Source organism: Gordonia sp. NPDC058843, assembly GCF_042743165.1.
GTDB lineage: Bacteria > Actinomycetota > Actinomycetes > Mycobacteriales > Mycobacteriaceae > Gordonia.
In genome coordinates this window covers 1-23,977 of the sequence record NZ_JBHYNC010000044.1, presented here as the reverse complement: position 1 = coordinate 23,977, position 23,977 = coordinate 1, and the positions used below count along the sequence as shown (strand labels likewise).

Sequence of the window (23,977 nt, the reverse complement as noted above, 5' to 3'; positions counted from 1 at the left end):
GGTCGTGGTCGCGGTCGAGATCGCGGCGCACGGGGCTACCCCGCTCGACTCGACCCGTCGTACAGCAGGTCGCCCACCAGCTCGACACCCGCCTCCCGCAGCGTCGACAGTGCCGTCGACGTCGTCTCCGGCGCGACGCCTGCCGTGAAGTTGAGCAGGACCCGGGTGGCGAACCCCGCCGCCACCGCGTCGAGCGCGGTGGCGCGGACACAGTGGTCGGTGGCGATGCCGACGATGTCGACCGATTTCACCTTTCGCTCACGCAACCACGCGGCGAGGGTGGAACCGTCCTCGGCCGCCCCCTCGAAGCCGGAGTACGCGGCGCTGTACTCGCCCTTGGAGAAGATCTCGTGTGCGGCGGCCGCGTCGAACTCGCGGTGGAACCCGACACCGTCGGTGCCCACGCGGCAGTGCGGCGGCCAGGTGTCGACGTAGTCGGGGTCGTCGGAGAAGTGGTCACCCGGGTCGATGTGGAAGTCGCGGGTGGCGACGACCGTCCGGTACTCGTCGAGGATCGACGTGACCGCCCGTGCGACCGCGGCACCACCGTTCACGCCGAGGGAGCCTCCCTCACAGAAGTCGTTCTGCACGTCGACGACGATCAGCGCGTCGGCGGGGCGGGTGCCGTCGCTGCGTTCAGGGGTCATCGGTTCCTCCTGGGGGTCCGGGGTTCGTCGCCGATCGCTTGCCCCGATGGGTTCGGATGGTTCGGTCAGCCGAGTTCGTATCGGGTCGGCACCGCGGGATCTCCATGGGACAGGCCCAGACCCTCCCACGGCAAGCTGACCAGGCCGGCCGCGAGGTGTGCGCGGGCATCGGTGAGCGACGGCAACGACGCGACGGGCGTTCCGCCGCGGACGAGCGGGATCTGCAGGTCTCGTACGCCGAGGCCCTCCGGCGCGGGCCGGGTTCCGTCGGCGCGGTAGACGATCTCCTCGACGATCGTGCCGCTGGACCGGGCGGCGCGTACGGCCGACTTGGCGCCGCCGCGCGACTCCTTGTGGCTCGCTCTTTTGGCCACCGGGAGGCCGCCCACCTCGACGAGTTTGTAGACCATCCCCGCCGTCGGGGCCCCGCTGCCGGTCACGAGCGACGTCCCGACCCCGTAGGTGTCGACCGGCTCGGCGCGCAGCGAGGCGATCGCGTACTCGTCGAGATCTCCGGACACCACGATCTTCGTCTGCGTCGCCCCGAGGTCGTCGAGCTGTGCGCGGACCTGCCGGGCCAGTACCCCGAGGTCGCCGGAGTCGATCCGCACGGCACCCAGTTCGGGACCGGCCACCTCGATGGCGTTGCGGACGCCCTGAGTGATGTCGTAGGTGTCGACCAGCAGCGTGGTGCCGACGCCGAGCGCCTCGATCTGCGCGGCGAACGCGGCCTTCTCGTCGGGCCCGTCGGGTCCGGTGAAGCCGAGGGTGAAGGCGTGGGCGGCGGTGCCGGCGCTGGGTACCCCGAAGCGGCGCGCGGCCTCGAGGTTCGAGGTGGCGGCGACGCCCGCGATGTAGGCGGCGCGCGCACTGGCAACGGCCGCGCGCTCATGGGTGCGTCGCGAGCCCATCTCGATGATCGGCCGCGATCCGGCCGCGCTGACCATGCGTGCCGCGGCCGAGGCGATGGCACTGTCATGGTTGAGGATCGACAGGATCAGGGTCTCGAGCAGGACGCCCTCGGCGAAGGTCGCACGGACGGTCAGGATCGGCGACCCGGGGAAGTAGAGCTCACCCTCGCGGTAGCCGTCGATGTCACCGGAGAAGCGGTAGTCCCGCAGCCAGGCCACCGTGTCAGGATCGAGGAATCGCTCGACGACGGCGATCTCCTCGTCGCCGAACCGGAAGGCAGCGAGCTCGTCGAGTACGCGCCCGGTGCCGGCCACGACGCCGTAGCGACGGCCGTCGGGGAGGCGACGCGCGAAGACCTCGAACACGCACTGGCGGTGCGCAACCGGCTGGCGCAGCGCTGCCGCGACCATCGTCAGTTCGTACTGATCGGTCAGCAGCGCGGTGTTGTCGATGCTCACAATCGCTTACCCTGTCCCTATGGCGCCTGACGAAACTCGTGCGCACGAGGCTACCCCCGGCGGTACGGCGGTTGCCGAACCAGAGGTCGCCGACGGCGCGGCGGGACTCGACAAGCCCTGGATGACGATCGTGTGGGACGACCCGGTCAATCTGATGCGGTACGTCACCTTCGTCTTCCAGAAGATCTTCGGCTACTCGGAGTCCCACGCGAATGAACTGATGATGCAGGTTCACACAGAGGGCAAGGCCGTGGTGTCCTCCGGCGACCGCGAGAAGGTCGAGACCGACGTCGCGAAGCTGCACGCCGCCGGACTGTGGGCGACGATGCAGCGGGATTCGTGACCGGCCGGTCCGCTGCGCGTCCGACCCGGGCACACTGAACGCGTGCGAACCTGGAAACGCAAGGGGCGCGGCGAGACGGTGCGGATCGCATCGCAGCTCGACGCGCACGAGGCAGAACTGCTCGCATCGATGGTCACGTCGATGTGTGAATTGCTCACCGAACGAGCCGACTCCGCACCCGACGACGATCTCGCGAAGCTCACCGGTATCCGCGTCGGTCACCCGGAGGCGCCCGACGACGTCACCCTGGGTCGTCTGCTCCCGGATTTCCACCGGCCCGATCAGGACGACGAGCTCTCCGCCGAGGTCGTCAACGGCAAGCTGAACTCCGCGCTGCGCAGTGTGCACGAACCGAAGATCATCGATGCCAAACTCGGTGCGGCGCAGGTGCTCCTGGACACCCTCCCGGAGGGGGGCGGAGACCTCGTCCTCACTCCCGAGGAGGCCTCGGCCTGGCTCACCGCACTCAACGACGTCCGCCTGGCACTCGGTGCGATGCTCGGTATCTCCGAGGACACCCCCGATCAGCTGCCGCCGGATCATCCGCACGCGGCCCATCTCGACGTCTACCACTGGCTGACGGTGATGCAGGATCTCCTCGTCGAAGCCCTGATGTGACCACTAGGCTCGTGTTCGGGTAGTTCCGTTCGGGGGCTTTGTCCGTATCGACGTCAGGGGTTTCGTGAGCACTTCCGGACGACCGGCCCGGGCCGGCAATCGCATCACCGACATCGCCGGCATCACCGTCGGGCACGCCCATCGCGTCGACGCCGACGCGCGGGTGGCCGGTTCACCCGAGGCCCCCGATGGTCACGGGTGGGCGACCGGGACCACGGTGGTGCGGGTGTCGGCGCCCGGTGCGATCGCCGCGGTGGACGTCCGCGGTGGCGGACCCGGTACCCGCGAGACCGATCTGCTCGACCCGTCCACCACCGTGCAGACCGCACACGCCATCGTGCTGAGCGGAGGTAGTGCCTACGGTCTGGCCGCCGCCGACGGGGCCATGCGAGCCCTCGAGGCCGACGGGGTCGGACTGCCGCTCGATGACCGGGGGCACGTGGTGCCGATCGTCCCAGCCGCGGTGATCTTCGACCTGCCCGTCGGTGGCTGGGACCGCAGGCCCGACGCGGAATTCGGGGCGGAGGCGGTCCGAGCCGCACACGCCGACTTCGGCGTCGGGTGCGTCGGTGCGGGTGTCGGCGCCCGCGCGGGAGCGCTGAAGGGTGGGGTCGGGACCGCGTCGGTGACGATCGACGCCGGACCCGCGGCCGGGATCACCGTCGGCGCACTCATGGTCGCGAACCCGGTCGGGGCGGTCATCGACCCGCAGACCGGGCTGCCATGGGATCTGGGTGACGACGAACTCACCGGGCTCGGGTTGTCCCGACCGTCGGCCGCCGACATCGACCGGCTCGCCGACCTGGCCGCGAAGCACACCGTGCTCAACACGACGATCGGTGTCGTGGCGACCGATGCCGTCCTCGACGCCCCGATGACCAAGCGGCTGGCGATGGCCGGACACGACGGCCTCGGGCGGGCGATCCGCCCCGCGCACTCACCGCTGGACGGGGACACCATCTTCGGTATCGCCACCGGCGCGGTCCGGCCCGCCGCACCGGTGCCGTCGCCGGCGGGCATGCACGCCGACGTCGCCGTGGTCGCCGAGGTGTGCCGGGTCGCGGCCGATGTCGTCGGGCGGGCGATCGTCGACGCGGTCCTCGCGGCAGAACCGATCGCATCGATCCCCACCTACGCCCAGGCGGCGCCGTCCGCGTTCCGCTGACCGCGCGGCCGGGTGTCGTCGTCAGCCGTGTCCGCTGGTGCAGCCCCAGTAGTAGATGGAGCCACCACCGGCGTAGTAGAGCGCGGCGGCCTGGGCGGTGTAGAGCCGTGATCCGGTGCCGTATCCCCAATAGCTCGGTGACGAGGCGATCGCGCCGCACCCGTTGACGAACTGGGCGACGACCCGGCAGTCGGCGGCCGGGCACACCCGCGTCGCGGCAGCCGACGCCGCGGCGTACGAGCCGTAGTCGAGGGCGCGGCCGACCGAACCGGTCGACGGCGAGAGGGCCAGCGCGCCGTAGTAGTCGTAGTTCGCGTGTGCCGGTGCCGGGTCGGCGATAGCGGTGCCGACGAGGGCGGCGGCGGTCGCCGCCACGGACGCGGCGAGAACGGTGACACGTCGGGCAAGGCCCGGGCGGGAAACACTCACGGAAGCTCCTCGGTGTGGAGTGGCAGAGAAGGGCATGACGGTCTAACCACCGGCCGGTTCGCGGGTGGGCTGGCCGGGAGTCGGGGTGCCGGAGGGGGTTTCGGTCGGTGTCTCGATCACGTCGGGTTTCTCCACCTCGACGGTCTCGTTCCATTTCGACAGGTCGACGGTGATCGTGGTCTTCGTGTCCGCCGGGTTCGGGCTGAAGACGAGTCGGGCGAGCTGATTGGTCCCGGTGGTCAGCCAGACGGTGGTCGGCACGGGCGCATCCTGCGGACCGACGACCTGACGGGCGCCGGTCAGCGCGGCGAGGGCACCTGCCGGGACGGTGCCGTTGATCTGGGCCGTCTCCACTCCACCGACCGTCTCCGAACCGACCTTCGTCGGGTTCTGGAATTCGCTCAAGACGTTGGCCAGGCCGTCATCGGGGTCGAGGAACACCGAGACGTCGTAGATGGATTTGCCGTCGCCGTAGCTGAGGTATCCGTCACCGGCGATGTCGGCGTAGAGCACCCCGTCGACGTAGACGAACGGCGCCGAGGCCTCCTGTGGGTCCTTGGTGCCGAAGACGACGGTGGCCTCGCCCTTCGCGGCGTCGGCCGGAGTGGTCACCAGGTCCGCGGTGACCTTCTTCGCGTTCAGGTTCGGCACCGTGCCGTCGACCACGAGGTCGAGGTGGGCGCCGGTCAGGGCCTCGGTGTTCGAGGCCGCCGCGGCCAGTTGGGCCGCCGGATCGGCGATCACCGTGGTCGACGCGGACACGCTGGTCGTGGTCGGAGAACCTGTCTGGGAGGTGGAACATCCGGTCAGAACGATCGCGGCGACGATCCCCGTCGACAGTGCGGCCGTGGCCACCCGTTGGGCTCGCTGCATGAGAAGTGCCTCCTCCGTTGGTTTTTCGACACACCCCGGGTGTCGTTGCGACGCAACACTAGCGGCGTCTCATGCTGGATCGGGGGTTCGTACGGTTCCCGAATGACGTCTCAGTGGATGACGACCGACCCCCCGCGCAGGGCCCCGCGCACCATCTCCGGTGACGCCGGCGGTGGGTCGGGACGGAATAGGTGTCGCGGCGGCGATGTTGCGCTTCGGGAGATCCGCAACAATGGGGACACCTGCGAGGAGCCGGCACGAGGCCTCGCCGGTGTGGCCACGTCTGGACGGGAGAACGGGACACCGATGCTCAAGATCGAGCAGGAGCTGGTCGACGCGATGGTCGCGCACGCACGCGCCGACCACCCCGACGAGGCTTGCGGGGTGATCGCCGGCCCGGAGGGCTCCGACCATCCGAAGCGCTTCATCTCGATGATCAACGCCGAGCGCTCGCCCACGTTCTACCGCTTCGACTCGGCCGAGCAGCTCGCCGTCTGGCGGGAGATGGACCGCCGCGACGAAGAGCCCGTGGTCATCTACCACTCCCACACCGCCACCGAGGCATATCCGAGCCGCACCGACATCTCCTACGCGGGAGAGCCCGGCGCGCACTACGTGCTGGTGTCCACACGTGACCCGGAGACCACCGAGATCCGTAGCTATCGCATCGTCGACGGTGCGGTCACCGAAGAAGAGATCGAGATCAGGAGCTGAGAATGTCTGTCACCGTATCCATCCCGACGATCCTGCGCACCCATACCGGCGGGGAGAAGCGCGTCGAGGGGTCGGGTTCGACGCTGGCCGCGCTGATCGACGACCTCGAATCGGGCAACGCCGGTCTCAAAGAGCGCCTCGTCGCGCCCGACGACAACGGCACCGCGAAGCTGCACCGCTTCGTCAACATCTACGTCAACGACGAGGATGTGCGGTTCTCCGGAGGCCTCGACACCCCGATCGACGACGGCGACGAGGTGACCATCCTGCCCGCGGTCGCCGGCGGCTGAGCGTGGCACGTCACGACTCCCTGATCGACTCGGTCGGCAACACCCCGCTCATCGGTCTGCAACGGCTCTCGCCGCGCTGGGACGACTCCGACGACGGACCGCATGTCCGGTTGTGGGCCAAGCTCGAGGACCGCAACCCGACCGGATCCATCAAGGATCGTCCCGCGCTACGGATGATCGAGCAGGCCGAACGTGATGGGTTGCTACGGGCGGGTTCGACCATCCTCGAACCGACGAGCGGCAACACCGGCATCTCCCTCGCGATGGCGGCGAAACTCAAGGGCTACGAACTGATCTGCGTGATGCCGGAGAACACCTCGGAGGAACGCCGTTCGCTGTTGCGCATGTTCGGCGCGCAGGTCATCTCCTCGCCCGCGGCGGGCGGTTCGAACACCGCGGTCGCGGTGGCCAAGGAACTGGCTGCGAAGAACCCCGACTGGGTGATGCTGTACCAGTACGGCAACGCGGCGAACGTCGCGGCGCACTACGAGGGCACCGGACCTGAGTTGTACGACGACCTGCCCGAGATCACCCACTTCGTCGCCGGCCTCGGGACGACCGGCACCCTCATGGGCGTGGGACGCTTCCTGCGCGAACGCAAGCCCGACATCGAGATCCTCGCCGCCGAACCCCGGTACGGAGACGAGGTCTACGGTCTGCGCAACATCGACGAGGGGTTCATTCCCGAGCTCTACGACGACTCGGTGCTGACCCGGCGTTTCTCGGTGACCGGCGTCGACGCGGTCGCCCGCGTCCGGGAACTGATCGAGCTCGAGGGCATCTTCGCGGGGATCTCCACCGGCGCGATCCTGCAGGCGGCCCGCGGCATCGGTCGGCGGTCGCTGAAAGCCGGTACCCGCGCCGACATCGGGTTCGTCGTCCCCGACGCGGGGTGGAAGTATCTGTCGACCGGCGCCTACGAAGGTAGTCTCGACGACGCGGAGCAGGCACTCGAAGGTCAGCTCTGGGCATGACCCCGCTACCGAGGAACTCCTAGGCCATGAGCTCGTACACCCCGCCGATCGGGCAGCAGCCAGCGCGGCGAGCGCGTCCGCTGTGGTTGCGTTCGGCGATCATCACGGTCTGCATCGTCGCGGTGCTGTTCGTCATCGAGGCGATCGACGCGGCAACGCGCGTCGACCTCGACCAGAACGGCATCGAGCCGCGGCAGGTCGACGGACTGGACGGCATCCTGTGGGCGCCGCTGCTGCACGGCGACTGGCAGCACCTGTTCGCCAACCTCATGCCCGGCGCGGTGCTGTGTTTCCTCGTGTTGATGACGCAGCGGTTCCTCCTCGTCACCGGAATCATCTGGGTGGTGTCGGGGCTCGGCGTCTGGCTGTTCGCGGCGCCGTACTCGGTCACCGTCGGGGCCTCGGGCATCGTGTTCGGCTGGCTCACCTTCCTCATCGTGCGTGGCCTCTTCAACCGCGATCTGTGGCAGATCCTCGGCGGCCTCGTCCTCTTCCTGGTGTACGGGTCGATCCTCTGGGGCGTCCTGCCGTCGGACCCGCTGATCTCCTGGCAGGCTCACCTGTTCGGTGCGATCGCCGGCGTGTTCGCGGCGTGGGCGCTCGCGGCGCGGGACCGGCGGAAGCCGGCGGTCACCACTCCGGGGGTGGCGCCATAATCGCGGCGGGTGGCCAGGACGCACCGATCGGGATCTTCGATTCGGGCGTCGGGGGACTGACAGTGGCGCGCGCCATCATCGATCTGCTGCCGGACGAGGACATCGTCTACATCGGCGACACGGCCAACGGACCGTACGGGCCGCTGACGATCCCGGAGATCCGCCGCCACGCCCTCGCGATCGGTGACGACCTCGCCGAGCGAGGCGTGAAGGCCATCGTCATCGCCTGCAACACCGCATCGGCCGCGTGCCTGCGCGATGCGCGTGAACGTTACGCGCCCATCCCGGTCATCGAGGTCGTGCTGCCCGCGGTGCGCCGCGCCGTCGTCGCCACCAAGACGGGCCGGATCGGTGTGCTCGGCACACAGGCCACGATTTCCTCACGCGCGTATCAGGATTCGTTCGCCGCGGCACGCGACGCGGTGATCACCGCGGTGCCGTGTCCCCGGTTCGTCGACTTCGTCGAACGCGGTATCACCAGCGGCCGGCAGATCCTCGGGCTCGCGCAGGGCTACCTCGAGCCGCTGCAGCAGGCCGGGGTGGACACCGTGGTCCTCGGTTGCACGCACTATCCGTTGCTGTCGGGGGTCATCCAACTCGCGATGGGCGACGAGGTGACCCTGGTGTCGAGCGCAGAGGAGACCGCGAAGGACCTCTTCCGGGTGCTCACCGAAGCCGACCTGCTGCACCCGCACACGGGCCGCGACGCCACCCGCGTCTTCCAGGCGACGGGAGATCCGGACCTCTTCGCGAAACTCTCGAACCGATTCCTGGGTCCGGTGATCGGAGCCGTGCAGCACGTGTGAGCTGTCGGCCGCGGTTCGCCGCGCACTTGTGACCCGTATGCCGACGCCTCGGTGCGGAATCGTGGCACAGTGGGGCCTATGCGTCTCACGGTCCTCGGTTGCTCGGGCAGTGTGGGCGGACCGGGGGCCGCATGCTCCGGCTATCTGCTCTCCGTTCCCGGTGAACAACCGGTCCTGGTGGACTGCGGCCCGGGGGTCTTCGGCGAACTGCAACGCGTCACCGACCCCAACGACGTCGCCGTCGTCCTCAGTCACCTCCACGCCGATCACTGTCTCGATCTGCCCGCGATGCTCGTCTGGCGCCGCTACGCGCCGGAGCCGGCCAGGCAGCGCGCCCCGCTGTACGGTCCGCACGGCACCGCTCTACGGATCGGCTACGGTTCGTCGGAATTCCCCGGGCAGCTCGACGACATCACCGACACCTTCGACGTCCACGAGTGGAGCGACGACCAGGAGGTCACGCTGGGCGGGATGCGGATCCGGGCGATGAACGTCAATCATCCGCCCGACACCTTCGGCCTCCGGATCACCGGACCCGACGGCCAGGTCATCGCCTACAGCGGGGACACGGCGCCGTGTGACGAACTGATCGACCTCGCGGCCGACGCGGACCTGTTCCTGTGTGAGGCGTCGTGGACCCACGCACCCTCGGAACGCCCGCCGGATCTGCACATGTCGGGGATCGAGGCGGGGGAGGCCGCGACGAAGGCCAACGTTCGTGCGCTGGCGATCACGCACGTCGCGCCGTGGTCGGATTCGGCGGAGATCCTCGCCGAGGCCCGCAGCACGTTCTCGGGTCCGGTGGAGCTCGTGAGCCAGGGACAGGTCTTCGACCTCACCTAGAAACCGTGCCGCCTCCGGTCGTTACAGTGAGACCCGTGACCACACGAGCTGACGGCAGAGCCGACGACGAACTCCGTCCCATCACGTTCCAGCGCGGTTTCACCAGCCACCCCGCGGGTTCGGTCCTGGTGGAGTTCGGCAAGACCCGGGTGATGTGCACCGCGAGTGTCACCGACGGTGTCCCGCCGTGGCGTCGTGGTTCCGGGCTCGGGTGGTTGACCGCGGAGTACGCGATGCTCCCGGCCGCCACCCACGACCGGTCGTCGCGCGAGTCGGTCAAGGGCCGGGTCGGTGGGCGTACCCACGAGATCAGCCGGCTCATCGGTCGTTCGCTGCGCGCATGTCTGGATCTCGGCGCGCTCGGCGAGAACACCATCGCACTCGACTGCGACGTACTCCAGGCCGATGGTGGTACCCGGACCGCGGCCATCACCGGTGCGTATGTCGCACTGGCGGATGCGATCACCTACCTACGTGCGGCGGGCAAACTGTCGGACCCGCAACCCCTTTCGTGTGCGATCGCTGCGGTGAGCGTCGGTGTGGTCGACGGCCGCGTCCGACTCGACCTCCCCTATGAGGAGGATTCGCGCGCCGAGGTCGACATGAACGTCGTGGCCACCGACGCCGGCACCCTTGTCGAGGTGCAGGGCACCGGCGAGGGGGCGACCTTCCCGCGCTCGACGCTGGACGCGCTGCTCGACGTGGCCGCCGTCGGTACCGAGAAGCTGTTCGAGGCGCAGCGCGCGGTGCTGGCCGAGCCGTATCCGGGCGAACTCCCCGGGCGGGCCTGATGTCCTCGGTGCTCCTGGCGAGCCGTAACTCCAAGAAGCTCGCCGAACTCCAGCGCGTCGTCGACGCCGCGGGGATCACCGGGGTCGAGGTCGTCGGACTGGACGCGGTACCCGACTACCCGGAGGAGCCCGAGACCGGCGCCACCTTCGAGGACAACGCTCTCATCAAGGCGCGCGCGGGGGCCAAGGCCATCGGAATTCCCTGTCTCGCCGATGATTCCGGTATCGCGGTCGACGCCCTGAACGGGATGCCGGGGGTGTTGTCGGCGCGCTGGTCGGGCGAGCACGGCGACGACCCGGCGAACAATGCACTGTTGCTCGCCCAGTTGTCGGACACCCCGGATGATCGACGTGGCGCGGCGTTCGTGTCGGCCTGCGCCCTCGTGTTGCCGGACGGGACCGAGACGGTGGTGCGGGGCGAGTGGCGGGGTCGAGTCCTGCGTGCGGAACGCGGGCCGCACGGCTTCGGGTACGACCCGCTGTTCGCCCCCGACGACGAGGTCGCCGCCGGCCGTTCCGCGGCGGAGTTGTCGCCCGCGGAGAAGGACGACCTCAGTCACCGCGGAAAAGCGTTGGCCCAGTTGGTGCCGGCGTTGCGAGCGCTCGCGGGCTGACGTCCGCGTCGGCACCGGAACGAGATCAGCTCGCGGTACCGGTGTAGAGGTAGACACCCAGGGTGTGCGGTTCACCGTCGAGCAGGATCTCCATGTCGTCGGCGCCGGCTCGCGACATACCCTGCCGCTCATAGAACCCGAACGTGCACAGTGAGTCCGTGTAGAGGTGGAAGTCCGAACGGCCGTGGGCCCGGAGATGATCCAGGAACGCGCGATAGAGTGTCGCTCCGACGCCATGCCCCCGCGTCGTGGAGGCGACCGCGAACAGGGTCAGTTCATCGTCCAGGGACTTGCCGGTGTGTGCGCCCAGCCGATGGGCCACCGATTCGAACGCGAACAGGGCGCGCAGCGACTTCCACTGGGGCAGTCCGAGAACCGCAGCTCGAGCGGTGTGTGCCCACAACAGCGCACGGTTCTTCGTCCGGTCGTGCAGGTGTGGCTCGCCGTCGACCCGTCCCAGGATGATCCCCACCACGTGTCCGTCCTTCACCGCGACGCGACTCCAGGTGCTCGCCACCAGTTGCTCGCGGAGGTAGACCTCGAGTGCGCTGTCGAGAACGCGCGGTCCGTGGACGTAACGGTGGATGTAGAACGCCTCGTCGATGATCTTCTTGACGTCGTCGGCGTCGGTGGAACGGTATGGGCGATAGGTGATGTCGGTCATGATCCCTTCTTTGCGTGTGTGTCTTCGGATGTTGCTGATGGGGTGGGTGACAGTGGCCCCGCGCCGTAGGTGAGCGCGACGAGGTCCGCTTCGAGTGCGGCACGGTCGGTGTCGTCGAGGACCGCGCCCCAGAGGGGGGCGGTGTTCGAGCCGTCTGCGGCCGCGATGATGAGCCTGGTGATCGTCGGGTCGAGGCCGTCGTCGGAGAGCGCGGTGCGCCAGTGGTCGGCGTCCTGTTGGGCGAGTCGCGCCGGGCCGGGCTCGTACATCAGGCTTGCGGCCAGTGCGATCTGGTCGCGGAGTCCGGCGGAGTCGCCGGCGTCGGCGAAGCTCACCCGGATGTAGGCCCTGGTGAGCCGTCCCGGTGCCTCGTCCTCCTCGCCGGCCGCGCGGTCGACGTTCGACCGGAACTGGGCCATCAGGTCGGCCGCGAGCTCCTCGAGCAGCCCCTCCTTGGCTGGGAAGTGGTAGAGGAGTCCGCCTTTGGACACCCCCGCGGCGGCGGCGATCTCGGACACCGATACGGCGGCGCCCTGCCGCGCGACCAGACGAGCCGCGGCATCGAGGATCAGCCGTCGCGTATCGGCGGCGGTGCGTCCGGACGTTCGTGCCACGTCGGCCTTCCTATCGTCTCGGTCGCGGTCGGATCACCCGGCCACGTCATTACTATACCGTCCAGACGGTACAGTTTCAAGGTCCGGACCGTCAGGAAGGAACTGGCCCGTTCGTCGACTGTGCGTCCGATCCCGTCGACCGTGCGTCCGATCCCGTTGACCGTGCGTCCGATCCCGTCGACCGTGCGTCGAAATCCATCCACTGTGCACAGGTGAGACGGAAGCGTGTTCAGATGCCGGCGTGGACGCCCAGCATCCGCGCGACCGAGTCGGGCCAGCGGTACTGCGTGGCCCGATGGCGCGCCGCCCGTTCGCGATCGAGTCGAGGCAGGCTGAGCACCTGGCGGATCGCGCTCGCGAAGCCCGGCCCGGAGTCCTCCGCGGCCGCACCGCACGAGTCGTCGACGAGGCTCGCGACGGCCGACGACTGCGATCCGATCACGGGTGTGCCGGCGGCCAGGGATTCCAGCGCGGAGAGACAGAACGTCTCATGCGGACCGGGGGAGAGGGAGATGTCGGCGCTGGCGAGGAGTGCGGCCACCTGACTCCGCTCGGAGAGGTGGCCGAGGAACGTCACCGGCAGTCCGCGCGCCAGATGCTGTAGCGGTGCTCGCATCGGCCCGTCGCCCGCGATCACCAGATGCGCGGGCGTTCCGGACCGATGGAGTCTGCCGAGAGCAGCGATGCTCCGGTCCGCCCGCTTCTCCACCGACAGACGCCCGCAGTGGGCGATGAGTGCTCCGGTGCCGTCGGACCACTGCGCGCCCAGGTCCGGATCGAGGTGACGCGGGTCGAAGACGTCGAGGTCGACACCCAGCGGAGCACGTACGACGTTGGTCGCCGACACGCGATCGAACTCCGCGGCAGCGAAGTCGGTGGTGCAGACGACGGTGTCATAGCTGCGCGCGGTGGCCGCGTTTGCGCGGTCGGCCAGTGCGCGTGCCGTCGGGCCGGGCATGACCTGGCCGAGCAACCGGTCGAGACGTTCGTGGGACACCATCGTCGAATGGATGTCCCGATTGCGGGCCCACCGACCGAAGCCGCGCAGGGTGAGACGGTCGGACACCTCGATGGCGTCGGGGCGGAGGTGGTCGAGCACGTCGGCGACGCGTCGGGCCGACGCCAGTCGGTAGCCGCCCGAGGCGGGGATTCGCGGTGCGGCGACGGTGATCCGGGTGACGCCGGAGGGCAGGGTCTCTTCGCCGGGATCCGCACCCGGGACGATCAGGACGACGTCGTGGCCGGCCCCGACGTACCCGGCGCCCCAGCGGTCGACCGCGGTGCGCAGACCGCCGGAGCGTCCGCCATAGAAGTTCGCGAGCTGGACGATCCGCACGGGGTCCAGTCAGCCGGACCCGGGTGAACGGAGGTCCAGCGCGAGGAGATCAGAGGTTGAACTGCGCCTTCACTTCCTGGGTGCGCTTGTGCTCGAACCAGAAGGACAGGAAGGGGATCGTGCCGGCGATCGCGGTGATGATCGTCTTGCCCGCGCTCCAACGGACCTTGATCGCCAGGTCGATGGCCATGATCAGGTAGACGAAGTAGACCCAGCCGTGCACGAACGGCACGAAGTCCAGAGCATGGTTGTCATAGCCGTAGGTCAGGACGAGCTCGACGACGAGCAACAGCAACCACACGCCGGTGATCCAGGCGAGGACGCGATACCGCAACAGCGCGCCGCGGACCTTCTCCACCGGGGCGGCGAGGGCGGGGGCGGTGGAATCGGTCTCGGTCACTGCGGGCCTTTCGATGAGGGTGCGGGTTTCTTGTCGGCCGAGTGTGCGTCGGCGTCGCGGAGCTCGGCCAGATAGCGGTTGTACTCGACAAGGGCGACATCGTTCGCGGGGTCCGACGACGTCAGCGAGGACGCGCTGGGTGTCGTGGGGCGCTCGGGGAGGATTCCCTCGGGGATCTGTGCCGCGGCGGACCTTCCGGCCGCGACCTTGCGGGCTTCCTCGGGATCGCTCTCCAAGATGACGAAGCGTCGGTAGGCGTAGATCACCGCCGCCGCGAATGCCGGCCACTGCAGGGCGTACCCGAGATTCAGCCCGGAACCGGACGCGGACTCATACCGTGACCACTGCCACCAGGCGAGCGCCAGACACACCACCGCAGCGGATACGGCGAGCACCGTGAGTGCGGGCCGGTGGGTGCGGCGGCGGGTGGAGGACATGCCTACGACGGTACCTGGCCTGCGATGATCAGATCGAGCCCGGTAGGGTGGTCGCCGTTACACCGCGTGACTCCGCCTTCAAGGGGCGTCGCGCCCACGCGCGAGTGGCGGAATTGGCAGACGCGCTGGATTTAGGTTCCAGTGTCTAAGGACGTGGGGGTTCAAGTCCCCCCTCGCGCACCGAGAATCCCGGGCGGCGTGGCGGACGTCGTGGACCGAGAGAAACGGCGTCGACGTCGCGGGCTGCAGAGGAGCGCTACCTCAGCAGATCTGCGCTGGTTGTAACCAGCGCACCTTGCCACAAGTGGCGCTTCTGTTCCATCTACATGGGTGATCGGGGCGCAATGAGTTCGACCGCGTCGTCGTCGGCGAAGACGATGCCGTGGTCGTCGGTCGAGATCGCCCAGCGGCGAAGCCTCACGGTGTGTTCGTCGTCGATGCGGGTTTCGACAGTGGTGTCGCCCGCCAGGTCGGCGAAGTCGTCCACGATCTCGCCCTCCTTGGTGGAACCGTCGTCGAACGTGACCCTGACCCGCGCCGCCACGGTGACCTCGTCAGGGGTCTCGCCGTGGGCGCCGTCATCGTCGACCGACTCGTTCTCCGTTGTGCTCATTCGATTGTCCTGTCCCCCTCGGGGTGGCCTTCGACGGATGGACTGGTCCGCACGCCGGTGGCACACCGTTCGTGGACATCAGCATACCAAAGAGGCAAATTGACATCGTGAATGTCGTGAGGTGCTGACCGGTCTGGCGGGACCGGCGTGACGCCTTCGATTCGTCGCCCCGGCAAGGTTTTTCCGCCGCGTGTACCGAATCATCTGCGGCACAGCACAATCGGACGGGAGCGACAGCCGGCCCCGATGAACGGCAATCGCCAGAGTCCGTGAAATCGGACTCTGGCGATGAATCTGATAACGCCGTTGACTGGATCAGTGAGCAGAGTTGTATGCCTCTACGATGTCGTTCGGAATTCGTCCGCGCGCAGAGACCTCGTAGCCGTTGTCGGTGGCCCAATCTCGAATCGAGGCATTCACCGATGGAGTATTCCCGCCGGAATTGGTCTTCGTTCGCGCGGCCGGTGACCGACGCCGACCGCCGACCCGGGTCGATGCCTTGAGCAATTTCGCGACGGTCACCTTTCCCTGCTCGATCTTGTCGAGATTGGCCGAGGATACGTCGAGTTCGTAGTCGACGCCGAGCCACGACCACGAAACAGTCTGTGCGTCTTGGGGATCGAGCTCACGACCGTCGAGGTCGTCGACAAAGGTCACCGTCTGAATTTTCGACACGGTGTTCACGGTAGTCGATCGGCGCGCCGGAATCATGGACCTCCGCATTCCCGGTGTCGGGTTCACGCCGTAATTGTCCGAAGCCGGGTACGACGAATGTGAAACAGCTGCGTCAATTCAGGCCGGGAATCCTGAATCGGGGCGGTTCGGGATGCGGAATGGTGGTTGTCGGGCGTGACGCTTGCGACGTTGTCGATGGCGATGGTCGGGGTGATTCCGGCTTTCGGGATGCACCTGCACGAGGTGTCGAGTCGGTCGCAATCCGCCGATTGGCCTCGGCCCCCAGGCCGCTGCCGGTGGTGTCGTCGACGCGCAGGCACATCGACCGGATCACGTGGTGCGCGGTCACCAGCCCGTAGGTCATCGGCAGTCCCAGGACGGTCACGAGCAGCCGGGTCGGACGCAGCGGACTGTCACCGAGGATCGACGGTTCGATGATGTTGCCGACCTCCCGGATCAGGTGCAACCCGAGCTTGTAGGCGTAGTGCGCCGCGGTGATCGGCTTGCTGACCGTGAGTTCGTCGAGCGACACGGTCTCCCAGGGGTCCGCGCCATGGCCGAGGTTGTGTCCGATGCCGAGGAGTATGTCCAGCGGGGCGCCGCCGAATATCGGGATCAGGGAACCGAACAACGATGCCCCCAACTCGCCGACGGAGCGGTCTTCTGCCGGGTCGAGCGGGATGAGGTTGTGGTGGATGCGGATTCCGCGCATGACGCCGAGGATGCGGGTGGTCTCTGCCCGGATCGCGGGTGCATCGGCGGGGTTGTTCTCCTGCGCCTGCGCCGACACGTACCGCACCAGCCTGCCGAGGGTGAGCGAGCCGATCGGCGTGCAGGTCTCGACATCGGCCAGCGCCAGGTGGTCGGCGATCTCGGCCACCATCGGCGGGATGGGGATGTCGAAGCGGACGGTGTCACTCGGGCGTCCGGCCTGCGCGCGCTGCTCGTCGGTCACTCGTGCGACGCACTGGTCGAGAACGGTTTTCGCCGTGGCGCGCAGAAGCGCCTTCACCGCGAACTCGGACGAGAAGACGAAGGCGGAGAGCAGCCAGTTGTAGGTGACGAACTGTGCCAGCCCATCGGCGTCGGTGCCGGCGAACGGGCTGCCGAGGTCGGGAGTCGACCCGACGAGGAGGCGCGCGGGGATCAGGACCGTGGTGAACATGTACAGCCACACCGTTTCCACGGCCTGGATGACGGTGATGTTCGCGAGCGGGATGGCCTCGGCGTGCCGGCCGTCGCGGATCTTGAGCAGGTTCGAGACGAGGAGCTGGGAGATCGGGTCGCGGTAATCGAGTGCGGGATCGTCGTCGTCGGCGCCGAGGGTGAGCGGGTGCTCGGTCACGGCGAGGGTCGAGATGTGCAGCGTGCGCATGTCGCGATGCGCCGCAACTCGGCTGGCGCGCGCCGACGCCCGCAACGAGGGCGGCAAGACGTCGTACACGGACTCGAAGATCGAGTCGTACACCACGGACAGCGTCGTGAAATCGCCGCTTGCGCACCGTGTCACGGCACCATCGAGCGACTTCGGCGTTGGCAGGAGCGGGCGGGTCAGGGTCTCGATGCGCTCGAGCCGTTCGGGGTAGGTCTCGGTCTCCGGGTCGACGGTCGGTGTCAGTTCGTGGACCGGCGTCGCACGCGGTGGCATCGCGGAGAACGGGGCCATGCTGCCGAGGACCACCGCGGTGCTCGTCGCGCCGGCGAGTGTCGGTAACGACATCGCCAACGTCAACACGGCGATGATCCGCAGAACCCATGGCTGTACGCGCCGTGCTGCATTGCCCCGACCTGAACTCATGCACCCACTACCCGGATAGTCGTCTGGTACCCCGGCGACAGCGGTCGCTGTCGTGCGCCAACACAGGGTCGCGCGCGACCGCAGCGGTCGTCGAAGGGGAAGTTAGTCGAACGAAGTTTAAGGCGCGCGGCGCGAGTCCGCGCACCGGGTGGGACGGCGAACCCTGTCGGACCGTCGTGCAACGATGCCGGGGTGAGACGTCGAGCGGCATGGTTGTCGGGGGTACTCGCCACGGTGTCGGTCGCCGTGGCGGTCGGTGCACTGCTCCTGCCGGGCGCGGACGTCGAATCCGACCCGGTTCGCGGGCGCGTTCCCTCCGTCACCGCCACGACCGAGCCGCCGTCGTCACCGCCGCCTGTTCCGGTACCTCGAACGCCACCACCCGCAGCCGAGCGCGCACTGACCGATCTGGCGTCGTTGCAGGTGAAGGGGCGCGCACCCAAGACCGGTTACGCCCGGGCGCGGTTCGGCAAGGCCTGGGACGATGCGGTTGACGTCGAGTTCGGCCGCAACGGCTGCCGGACTCGGGAGGACATCCTCCGGCGAGACCTCACCGGGATCACCTTCCATGCCGACGGGTGCCGGGTGCTCGCCGGCACACTGGCCGACCCGTACACGGGTACGACGATTCCGTTCACACGAGGAGAGGACACGTCGGCGCTCGTGCAGATCGATCACGTCGTTGCGATGTCGGACGCCTGGCAGAAGGGTGCGGCGGGATGGACCGCGGTCAAGCGCATCGAGTTCGCCAACGACCCGCGAAATCTGCAGGCCGTCTCCGGGACCGTGAACCAACGAAAGGGCGCCGGCGACGCCGCCACGTGGCTCCCGCCGAACAAGGCGTACCGATGTACCTATGTCGGGCGGCAGATCGAGGTCAAGAAGTCCTACGGATTGTGGGTGACCCCCGCCGAACGCGACGCCATGCGTCGGGTCCTCGCTTCATGCTGAATCCGTCAGCCGCGGTGGCGGCCGGCGAGTGGCGCGGCGATGCGCCGACTCGTCGGCCGCCGGGCCCGGTCACGGTGTACCGGCGCAGGCGCAACTAGCCGATCATGCTCATCCCGCGAACGCCGCGGCTGTCGCCGCAGTGTCCTCGAAGAGGTGCATACGCGTGATCTTGCCGTTCGACACGGTCAGGCGCAGTGCGACGTCGGTGTGAAAAGGGCGCCGGGTAGGTGCTGCGACGTGGTCGAATGCGCCGAAGACGACCGACTCGTTGCCGTCTGTGACAACAGCGTTCACTGCGACAACGCTCTTACCCGGCTCGAGCGCGGCCCACAGGGCGCGGAAGTATTCGGGGACATCGCTTTTCCGTGAACGCTTACCCGCCCAAGGCGTCAGGGTGGGATCGCCGGGCACGATCCAGTCGATCTCCTCGGCGAACAGTTCGCCCAATCCCGCGGCGTCTTGCGCGCCGAGCCGCCCGAGGAAGGCCTCGGTGGTCTCTGCGGCGGTCTGTGTGGTGACGGTCATGGGGTTCCTCTTCTCAGAACAGGGATGGCGACTTCGATCTGTAGTGATCGATACAGAAAGCTACCGTATCTGTATCGATCGCTATAAAATGGCGGCATGGGACGCCCACGTAACTTCGATCGAGATGCCGCTCTGGAGAAGGCGATGCTCCTGTTCTGGGAGCGCGGCTACGAGCAGACCAGCGTCAGCGACCTCACGCGCGAGCTGGGAATAGCGGCTCCCAGCCTGTACGCCGCGTTCGGTAGCAAACGAGACCTCTTCGACGAGGCCGTTGCGCGTTACGAGGCCAATCCGAAGTCGGTGACCACGGCCGGGAGCACCGGAACGACGCAACGCGAGGTGTTGCGGGCGATGTTCGACCGCGCCGCAGAGGAGTACCCCAGCCGGGAACATCCGCGTGGGTGCCTCGTGAACACCGCGCCCGAGTTGGGCCGGAATCGCGCCCAGAATCGAGCAATCACCGCCGACCAGTTGCGAGAAGTGACCGATGGCAGTGATTCGACAATCGACCCAGAGACCCTGGCCGACTTCGTCCAGGCGCTGCTCGTGGGGTTGTCGTCATACGCCCGTGACGGCGCCGACGAGACGCAGCTGCGGCGCGTCGCCGAACTGGCCCTGCGCGTCACGCGGTGATCGAACGCAACTGCTGAACCCGTCCGGTCGCAGGAGCCCGTCTCGTCGGTAGCCTTGACGACCGTGACCGCGGACCAGAACCGACTCCAGCCACACGCCGACGACGCGGATCGTCATCCGCTGACCGACGAGAATGTCGTCGTGGCACTCGGAACCGATCTGCGGTCGGCGGGGTACACGAACGACGGCGTCACCGACCTGCTCGGCACCGACGTCCACGAGGCACTCGCCCGCGGGGTCTGGTGGCCGGCTGTTGCCGTGACCCACCAGGCCACCGGCGAGCGCGGTCGACTGTCGACCCTCATCCGCCTTTTCCTGCTGGGTACCGACGAGCCCGAAGAAACTGTCTCCGAAGCGTTCCCGACTTCCGACACGGACACCCTGGTCGCTCAGGGCGTGCTGGCGCGGGTCGACGGTTCGCGGCTACGCGCCTGCCTCGACATCCGTCCACACGCCGACGACACGCGTGACTACCTCGTCGTCGCCGATCAGGACGCCGCGATGCGGCCCGGACCCGTTTCGCGCAACCATGTCCTGGGAATCGGTGGGGCGTCGATCTCGCTGGCCCGAGCCGTCATCCGCGAACCTGTCCGCCGCGCGCTCGACATCGGTACCGGGTGCGGCATCCAAGCACTGCATCTCGACACCCACTGCGAGCAGATCGTGGCCACCGACACCAACGATCGAGCCCTGGCACTGGCCGCGGCGACAGCCCGCCTCAACGGAATGTCGTGGGATCTGCGCTCGGGGAGCATGTTCGAGCCCGTCGCCGGGGAACGCTTCGATCTCATCGTGTCGAATCCGCCGTTCGTCGTCGGGGCGGGTGGACAGGACTACATCTACCGTGACTCGGGGGTCGTCGGGGACGGACTGTGCGAGCAACTCGTCCGCGAGCTGCCCGCACATCTGAATCCCGGTGGTACCGCCCAGATCTTGGCCAACTGGGTCATCCGCGACGGCGCACCGTGGCAGGAGCGGGTCAGTTCCTGGCTCGCCGGCACGGGACTCGATGCATGGGTCGTCCAGCGGGAGGTCGCCGACCCGATCAGCTACGTGTCCCTCTGGCTGTCCGATGCCGGCGAGGACGAACCGGCAACCGCGCGACGAGGAGCGGAGTGGCTGGAGTGGTTCGACGCCAACGACATCGTCGCCATCGGGATGGGCTCGATCACCGTCCGCGCCCCGCTGGAGGGCGAACGCCGTGAGCCCGACGTCGTGCTCGAGGAGATCACCGGGGCAGGAGAAGAGGTGACCGGGTCCGAGGCGCAGGCGTTCCTCGCACGACGACGCTATCTGCGCGAGACGTCCGACGACCAGTTGCTGGCACGGCGCCTGTCGGTCGCACCGGTCATGCTCGAGGAGCACTCGCTCCCGGGCGATGAAGGCTGGCAACAGGTGTCGTCGGCCGTCCGCCGCCCCGGAGGTCCCGGCGCCGTTCTGGGTGTCGACGAGGTGTCGCGCGCGCTGCTCGCCGGCTGCCGGGGACAGGTTCCGCTCGGCGCCCTGGTCGAACTCCTCGCCGACTTCCACGGAGTCGATGCCGACGCCCTCGCCGAGGCGGCGCTGCCCGTGGTCCGCGAGGCCATCGGCCGGGGAATTCTCTACGAGGCGTCCTGAGGGTGGTTGCGGGGGAGGTGGTTTCGACTCGGCTCAGTCAGCGGGGGAGGCCGGGAATGTCGCATCCAGCGCGGCGGCGATGTCGGCGATGAGATCGTCGGCATCCTCGAGCCCCACCGAGAACCGCAGGTGCCCCCACTCGCGGAACGGTTCCGGGTAGGCGGCGACCCGAGGCCCGTCGGCACCCACGTGGACGATGAGCGACTCGTCGTGACCCAACGACACCGCCGAGGTGATCGTGGCCAGCGCCGCGACGAAGCGGTTCTGCGTGGCCGGGTCGCCACGCACCGCGAACGCCATCATGGCCCCGAATCCGCGGCCGCCGAATTGTCGCGCCGCGAGGCCGTGTTCGGGATGCGACGACAGTCCCGGGTAGCGCACGTAGGCGATCCGCGGGTCGTCGTCGAGGAAAGCCGCGACCCGCTCGGCGTTGCGTTGGTGCTGAGCGAACCGCAGCGGCAGGGTGATCGCGCCACGGGCGATCAGCCACGCGTTGAACGGTGAGATCACGCCGCCTGCGTCGACCATCGCCTCGGCTCTGATCTTCTCGATCAGCTCGCGCCGTCCGAGCACCGCACCGCCCATGGCGTCGCCGTGGCCGTTGATGTACTTCGTCAATGAGTGCACCACGAGGTCGGCGCCGTCGGCCAGCGGCCGGTACAGCGTCGGAGGGGTGAACGTTGCGTCGACGAGCAGCAGGATGCCGGCGTCGGAGGCGATCTGCGCGAGGGCGCCGATGTCGGCGACCTTGGTCGTCGGGTTGGCGATCGTCTCGGCGATCAGCATGCGGGTGCCGGGCCGCAGGGCGGCGCGGACCGCGTCGAGGTCGCCGACATCGACGAAGGTCGCCTCGATCCCGTACTTCCTCGGCAGGAGGTCCGACCACAGTTTCCAGGTCGCCTCGTACGTCGTGTCGGAGACAACCACGTGGTCACCGGTGGCCAGGAAGGTGAAGAACACCGAGTGGAGGGCGGCCACGCCCGACGCGAGGACGACGGCGTCGTCGGCTTCTTCGAGAGCGGCCAGCTTGTCCTGCAGCGCAACCTGGTTGGCGCCGGTGTTGCGCGTGTAGAACAGCTGCTCGGTGCCCGACCAGCTCATCGTCTCGGGGTCGGGCGGTAGGTGATACGAGTTCGCCATCGTGATCGGCGTCCGTACCGACGGGCCCGACGAGTCGTTCCCGGCGTGCACGCTCCGTGTCATCTCACCGGTCACGGATGAACTCCCATCGGTTCGTCGGTGCGTGCCCCGGTCCGCTCCGTTGCGGCGGCCCGACCATCCCCGTAGCGGTGATCCCCGGAGCGACCATCGGCTGATCGGTCATCGACGACCGGGCCGTGCGGCCGGGTGGTGTCCGATCTCTCCGGGGTGGGCACGCCGGGTGCCGGCCCGGGGATGACGGCTGGTCGCTGCGGGTGGATGAGCCGCACCACCCGTACCGGGAGCTTGTGCAGTTTGTCGATGTGGGCGAAGTGGCGGAACTCGGCCCAGCCCCAGCAGGCGGCGAACACCATCAGCGCGACCGCGTCCATCGTGAGTGTGTCCCAGGGACGGTGCGCGATGTGGATGGGCACCACCACGAGGGCGATGGCCTGGATGACATAGGAATCGAGGCTGCGGGTCCCGGTCATGACCAATGGCCGCAACCAGTCGTGGTGCCACCACTTGAGCAGGAGCCGGAACACGCCGTACAGGGCCGGGATGGCCAGGTACGCACCGATGGCTCGCGCGGGACGGAAGTCCAGCTTGTCCGCGACGTAGGGCTCGAGGTGTGCCCAGGGGCCGTAGTCGATGCCGAAGTGGAAGAACAGAGCCACCGCCAGAGCTGCGGCGACGATCGCGACGATCCACCGGTCGATGAACTCCGGCACGCGCCAGCGAGACCAGTTCCAGCCGATGATCAGCGCGGGGATGAACATGATCTGCCAGCCGGCGACGTTCTGGATGTGCGGGGCGGCCTGATAGGCGCTCAGGTAGAACCAGCCGGGGGAGTAGATCAGCGAGAACACGTAGAGACCCAGCGAGGCGCCGAGAACCCACGCCCACCAGCCCCGGCGCAGGAGGGGGAAGAGGCCGAACGCGGAGATCAGCAGAACCATGTACAGCAACAGGATGTTGCCGCCGCTGGGTAGGTACTGCATCGTCAGCGCGAGCCAGATGCCGTCCCCCCAGCCGTCGACCGGCAGCAGGAGGGTCAGCCACCGATGACCGGCCAGCGCAGCAGCGACCGCGACGAGGGCGATCGCCAGCTGGCACAGATACAGCACGACGATTCGCTTGGCCAGCCGCTTGTAGGCGAAAGCCAGGCCGTGCCGCGCGACCCACCGCTGATAGACCAGGCCCAGCACGATCCCCGACAGCATCACGAACGCGGACATGCCGTCGACATAGGGGAAGGCGTGAGTCGGAGTGGCCAGCGTGGACTCGTGCGCGAAATGCGCAGTGATCATGCTCCAGATCGCCACCCCACGGGTCGCGTCGATGGCCAGGTCTCGTTTCATTGACTTGCACGATAGACAGCGCCGCGGCCCCGGGGGCACCCCGGCCGCCGGGGGTGGTGGTGTGTGGTTTTGGCGGGTGT

Annotated in this window: 29 protein-coding genes and 1 tRNA gene; 15 read left to right on the top strand and 15 right to left on the bottom strand. The window is 68.3% G+C overall.

Features of this window, described 5'->3' with window-relative positions; genetic code table 11:
* Positions 1 to 35: 35 nt before the first annotated feature.
* Together ACFW3F_RS21335 and ACFW3F_RS21330 are read right to left on the bottom strand one after the other, a co-directional pair.
* Positions 36 to 647 (bottom strand): isochorismatase family protein, encoded by a 612-nt coding sequence (locus ACFW3F_RS21335; RefSeq protein ID WP_388060971.1) that lies wholly within the window; start codon positions 645 to 647, stop codon positions 36 to 38.
* A 65-nt stretch (positions 648 to 712) separates the two neighbouring features.
* Positions 713 to 2,017, bottom strand: coding sequence for a nicotinate phosphoribosyltransferase (locus ACFW3F_RS21330; protein ID WP_388060969.1), 1,305 nt, complete (start codon positions 2,015 to 2,017; stop codon positions 713 to 715).
* Between the two features lie 19 nt (positions 2,018 to 2,036).
* Here ACFW3F_RS21330 and clpS point away from each other — a divergent pair, with 19 nt between their 5' ends.
* The 3 genes from clpS (at position 2,037) to ACFW3F_RS21315 (ending at position 4,143) form a co-directional block, all read left to right on the top strand.
* Positions 2,037 to 2,360 (top strand): ATP-dependent Clp protease adapter ClpS, encoded by a 324-nt coding sequence (clpS, locus tag ACFW3F_RS21325; protein WP_388060967.1) that lies wholly within the window; start codon positions 2,037 to 2,039, stop codon positions 2,358 to 2,360.
* 42 nt (positions 2,361 to 2,402) lie between these two features.
* Positions 2,403 to 2,978: a DUF2017 domain-containing protein gene (locus ACFW3F_RS21320; protein ID WP_388060965.1), complete on the top strand. Its 576-nt coding sequence runs from the start codon at positions 2,403 to 2,405 to the stop codon at positions 2,976 to 2,978.
* 64 nt (positions 2,979 to 3,042) lie between these two features.
* The gene (locus ACFW3F_RS21315; RefSeq protein WP_388060963.1) at positions 3,043 to 4,143 is read left to right on the top strand and encodes a P1 family peptidase; all 1,101 of its coding nucleotides are present in this window, start codon (positions 3,043 to 3,045) and stop codon (positions 4,141 to 4,143) included.
* Between the two features lie 21 nt (positions 4,144 to 4,164).
* Here ACFW3F_RS21315 and ACFW3F_RS21310 read toward each other — a convergent pair whose 3' ends face one another.
* Together ACFW3F_RS21310 and ACFW3F_RS21305 are read right to left on the bottom strand one after the other, a co-directional pair.
* On the bottom strand, positions 4,165 to 4,572 hold the full coding sequence (locus ACFW3F_RS21310) for a DUF4189 domain-containing protein (protein WP_388060961.1): 408 nt from the start codon (positions 4,570 to 4,572) through the stop codon (positions 4,165 to 4,167).
* A 42-nt stretch (positions 4,573 to 4,614) separates the two neighbouring features.
* Positions 4,615 to 5,445: an LppX_LprAFG lipoprotein gene (locus ACFW3F_RS21305; RefSeq protein ID WP_388060959.1), complete on the bottom strand. Its 831-nt coding sequence runs from the start codon at positions 5,443 to 5,445 to the stop codon at positions 4,615 to 4,617.
* A 306-nt stretch (positions 5,446 to 5,751) separates the two neighbouring features.
* Here ACFW3F_RS21305 and ACFW3F_RS21300 point away from each other — a divergent pair, with 306 nt between their 5' ends.
* The 8 genes from ACFW3F_RS21300 to rdgB all read left to right on the top strand — a co-directional run bounded on the left by ACFW3F_RS21300 (position 5,752) and on the right by rdgB (position 11,133).
* On the top strand, positions 5,752 to 6,159 hold the full coding sequence (locus ACFW3F_RS21300) for a Mov34/MPN/PAD-1 family protein (RefSeq protein ID WP_388060998.1): 408 nt from the start codon (positions 5,752 to 5,754) through the stop codon (positions 6,157 to 6,159).
* 2 nt (positions 6,160 to 6,161) lie between these two features.
* A complete protein-coding gene (locus ACFW3F_RS21295) occupies positions 6,162 to 6,449 on the top strand; it encodes a MoaD/ThiS family protein (RefSeq protein WP_388060957.1) in 288 nt (95 codons plus the stop codon).
* 2 nt (positions 6,450 to 6,451) lie between these two features.
* Positions 6,452 to 7,423, top strand: coding sequence for a PLP-dependent cysteine synthase family protein (locus tag ACFW3F_RS21290; RefSeq protein ID WP_388060955.1), 972 nt, complete (start codon positions 6,452 to 6,454; stop codon positions 7,421 to 7,423).
* 26 nt (positions 7,424 to 7,449) lie between these two features.
* Complete coding sequence (locus ACFW3F_RS21285) at positions 7,450 to 8,079, top strand: rhomboid family intramembrane serine protease (protein WP_388060953.1); 630 nt, start codon at positions 7,450 to 7,452, stop codon at positions 8,077 to 8,079.
* On the top strand, positions 8,079 to 8,885 hold the full coding sequence (gene murI / locus ACFW3F_RS21280; RefSeq protein ID WP_388060996.1) for a glutamate racemase: 807 nt from the start codon (positions 8,079 to 8,081) through the stop codon (positions 8,883 to 8,885). The genes ACFW3F_RS21285 and murI overlap by 1 nt, the downstream gene beginning before the upstream one ends.
* Positions 8,886 to 8,963: 78 nt before the next feature.
* Complete coding sequence (locus ACFW3F_RS21275) at positions 8,964 to 9,728, top strand: cyclic nucleotide-degrading phosphodiesterase (protein WP_388060951.1); 765 nt, start codon at positions 8,964 to 8,966, stop codon at positions 9,726 to 9,728.
* A gap of 35 nt (positions 9,729 to 9,763) precedes the next feature.
* Complete coding sequence (gene rph / locus ACFW3F_RS21270) at positions 9,764 to 10,519, top strand: ribonuclease PH (protein WP_388060949.1); 756 nt, start codon at positions 9,764 to 9,766, stop codon at positions 10,517 to 10,519.
* Entirely contained in the window at positions 10,519 to 11,133 is a 615-nt protein-coding gene (rdgB, locus tag ACFW3F_RS21265) for an RdgB/HAM1 family non-canonical purine NTP pyrophosphatase (protein WP_388060947.1), read from the top strand. The genes rph and rdgB overlap by 1 nt, the downstream gene beginning before the upstream one ends.
* A 25-nt stretch (positions 11,134 to 11,158) precedes the next feature.
* On the opposite strand, the gene ACFW3F_RS21260 is transcribed toward rdgB, so the two are convergent.
* From ACFW3F_RS21260 to ACFW3F_RS21240, 5 genes are all read right to left on the bottom strand, one after another.
* Positions 11,159 to 11,797, bottom strand: coding sequence for a GNAT family N-acetyltransferase (locus ACFW3F_RS21260; protein ID WP_388060945.1), 639 nt, complete (start codon positions 11,795 to 11,797; stop codon positions 11,159 to 11,161).
* Positions 11,794 to 12,411 (bottom strand): TetR/AcrR family transcriptional regulator, encoded by a 618-nt coding sequence (locus ACFW3F_RS21255; protein WP_388060943.1) that lies wholly within the window; start codon positions 12,409 to 12,411, stop codon positions 11,794 to 11,796. The genes ACFW3F_RS21260 and ACFW3F_RS21255 overlap by 4 nt, the downstream gene beginning before the upstream one ends.
* Before the next feature lie 229 nt (positions 12,412 to 12,640).
* On the bottom strand, positions 12,641 to 13,747 hold the full coding sequence (locus tag ACFW3F_RS21250) for a glycosyltransferase (RefSeq protein WP_388060941.1): 1,107 nt from the start codon (positions 13,745 to 13,747) through the stop codon (positions 12,641 to 12,643).
* Positions 13,748 to 13,796: 49 nt separating this feature from the next.
* Positions 13,797 to 14,147, bottom strand: coding sequence for a DUF3817 domain-containing protein (locus ACFW3F_RS21245; protein ID WP_388060940.1), 351 nt, complete (start codon positions 14,145 to 14,147; stop codon positions 13,797 to 13,799).
* On the bottom strand, positions 14,144 to 14,584 hold the full coding sequence (locus ACFW3F_RS21240; protein WP_388060939.1) for a transcriptional regulator: 441 nt from the start codon (positions 14,582 to 14,584) through the stop codon (positions 14,144 to 14,146). The genes ACFW3F_RS21245 and ACFW3F_RS21240 overlap by 4 nt, the downstream gene beginning before the upstream one ends.
* A 98-nt stretch (positions 14,585 to 14,682) precedes the next feature.
* Between ACFW3F_RS21240 and ACFW3F_RS21235 the strand changes: the two genes are divergently transcribed.
* Positions 14,683 to 14,764, top strand: a tRNA-Leu gene (locus ACFW3F_RS21235).
* Between the two features lie 142 nt (positions 14,765 to 14,906).
* Here the strand turns inward: ACFW3F_RS21235 and ACFW3F_RS21230 are convergent.
* The 3 genes from ACFW3F_RS21230 to ACFW3F_RS21220 all read right to left on the bottom strand — a co-directional run bounded on the left by ACFW3F_RS21230 (position 14,907) and on the right by ACFW3F_RS21220 (position 17,670).
* A complete protein-coding gene (locus ACFW3F_RS21230) occupies positions 14,907 to 15,197 on the bottom strand; it encodes a hypothetical protein (RefSeq protein ID WP_388060938.1) in 291 nt (96 codons plus the stop codon).
* A gap of 315 nt (positions 15,198 to 15,512) precedes the next feature.
* Complete coding sequence (locus ACFW3F_RS21225; RefSeq protein WP_388060936.1) at positions 15,513 to 15,872, bottom strand: Lsr2 family protein; 360 nt, start codon at positions 15,870 to 15,872, stop codon at positions 15,513 to 15,515.
* Between the two features lie 112 nt (positions 15,873 to 15,984).
* Positions 15,985 to 17,670: a hypothetical protein gene (locus ACFW3F_RS21220; RefSeq protein WP_388060934.1), complete on the bottom strand. Its 1,686-nt coding sequence runs from the start codon at positions 17,668 to 17,670 to the stop codon at positions 15,985 to 15,987.
* Positions 17,671 to 17,862: 192 nt separating this feature from the next.
* On the opposite strand from ACFW3F_RS21220, the gene ACFW3F_RS21215 reads away from it, so the two are divergent.
* Positions 17,863 to 18,621, top strand: a complete 759-nt coding sequence (locus ACFW3F_RS21215; RefSeq protein WP_388060932.1) for an HNH endonuclease family protein — start codon at positions 17,863 to 17,865, stop codon at positions 18,619 to 18,621.
* A gap of 108 nt (positions 18,622 to 18,729) precedes the next feature.
* Here ACFW3F_RS21215 and ACFW3F_RS21210 read toward each other — a convergent pair whose 3' ends face one another.
* Complete coding sequence (locus ACFW3F_RS21210) at positions 18,730 to 19,146, bottom strand: nuclear transport factor 2 family protein (protein WP_388060930.1); 417 nt, start codon at positions 19,144 to 19,146, stop codon at positions 18,730 to 18,732.
* Between the two features lie 96 nt (positions 19,147 to 19,242).
* On the opposite strand from ACFW3F_RS21210, the gene ACFW3F_RS21205 reads away from it, so the two are divergent.
* The gene (locus tag ACFW3F_RS21205) at positions 19,243 to 19,779 is read left to right on the top strand and encodes a TetR/AcrR family transcriptional regulator (protein ID WP_388060928.1); all 537 of its coding nucleotides are present in this window, start codon (positions 19,243 to 19,245) and stop codon (positions 19,777 to 19,779) included.
* A 63-nt stretch (positions 19,780 to 19,842) separates the two neighbouring features.
* Positions 19,843 to 21,396: a methyltransferase gene (locus ACFW3F_RS21200; RefSeq protein WP_388060926.1), complete on the top strand. Its 1,554-nt coding sequence runs from the start codon at positions 19,843 to 19,845 to the stop codon at positions 21,394 to 21,396.
* Between the two features lie 33 nt (positions 21,397 to 21,429).
* Here the strand turns inward: ACFW3F_RS21200 and ACFW3F_RS21195 are convergent, their stop codons facing one another.
* Together ACFW3F_RS21195 and opgC are read right to left on the bottom strand one after the other, a co-directional pair.
* Complete coding sequence (locus ACFW3F_RS21195; RefSeq protein ID WP_388060994.1) at positions 21,430 to 22,599, bottom strand: trans-sulfuration enzyme family protein; 1,170 nt, start codon at positions 22,597 to 22,599, stop codon at positions 21,430 to 21,432.
* A gap of 8 nt (positions 22,600 to 22,607) precedes the next feature.
* Entirely contained in the window at positions 22,608 to 23,897 is a 1,290-nt protein-coding gene (gene opgC / locus ACFW3F_RS21190; RefSeq protein WP_388060924.1) for an OpgC domain-containing protein, read from the bottom strand.
* Positions 23,898 to 23,977: the final 80 nt, after the last annotated feature.

Excerpts from the sequence above, each read along its gene's own strand:
- ACFW3F_RS21335 (WP_388060971.1), bottom strand. The coding sequence starts at position 647 with ATGACCCCTGAACGCAGCGACGGCACCCGCCCCGCCGACGCGCTGATC.
- clpS (WP_388060967.1), top strand. The coding sequence starts at position 2,037 with ATGGCGCCTGACGAAACTCGTGCGCACGAGGCTACCCCCGGCGGTACG.
- ACFW3F_RS21305 (WP_388060959.1), bottom strand. The coding sequence starts at position 5,445 with ATGCAGCGAGCCCAACGGGTGGCCACGGCCGCACTGTCGACGGGGATC.
- ACFW3F_RS21300 (WP_388060998.1), top strand. The coding sequence starts at position 5,752 with ATGCTCAAGATCGAGCAGGAGCTGGTCGACGCGATGGTCGCGCACGCA.
- ACFW3F_RS21295 (WP_388060957.1), top strand. The coding sequence starts at position 6,162 with ATGTCTGTCACCGTATCCATCCCGACGATCCTGCGCACCCATACCGGC.
- ACFW3F_RS21285 (WP_388060953.1), top strand. The coding sequence starts at position 7,450 with ATGAGCTCGTACACCCCGCCGATCGGGCAGCAGCCAGCGCGGCGAGCG.
- ACFW3F_RS21275 (WP_388060951.1), top strand. The coding sequence starts at position 8,964 with ATGCGTCTCACGGTCCTCGGTTGCTCGGGCAGTGTGGGCGGACCGGGG.
- rdgB (WP_388060947.1), top strand. The coding sequence starts at position 10,519 with ATGTCCTCGGTGCTCCTGGCGAGCCGTAACTCCAAGAAGCTCGCCGAA.
- ACFW3F_RS21260 (WP_388060945.1), bottom strand. The coding sequence starts at position 11,797 with ATGACCGACATCACCTATCGCCCATACCGTTCCACCGACGCCGACGAC.
- ACFW3F_RS21240 (WP_388060939.1), bottom strand. The coding sequence starts at position 14,584 with ATGTCCTCCACCCGCCGCCGCACCCACCGGCCCGCACTCACGGTGCTC.
- ACFW3F_RS21230 (WP_388060938.1), bottom strand. The coding sequence starts at position 15,197 with ATGAGCACAACGGAGAACGAGTCGGTCGACGATGACGGCGCCCACGGC.
- ACFW3F_RS21220 (WP_388060934.1), bottom strand. The coding sequence starts at position 17,670 with ATGAGTTCAGGTCGGGGCAATGCAGCACGGCGCGTACAGCCATGGGTT.
- ACFW3F_RS21210 (WP_388060930.1), bottom strand. The coding sequence starts at position 19,146 with ATGACCGTCACCACACAGACCGCCGCAGAGACCACCGAGGCCTTCCTC.
- ACFW3F_RS21205 (WP_388060928.1), top strand. The coding sequence starts at position 19,243 with ATGGGACGCCCACGTAACTTCGATCGAGATGCCGCTCTGGAGAAGGCG.
- ACFW3F_RS21195 (WP_388060994.1), bottom strand. The coding sequence starts at position 22,599 with ATGACACGGAGCGTGCACGCCGGGAACGACTCGTCGGGCCCGTCGGTA.
- opgC (WP_388060924.1), bottom strand. The coding sequence starts at position 23,897 with ATGAAACGAGACCTGGCCATCGACGCGACCCGTGGGGTGGCGATCTGG.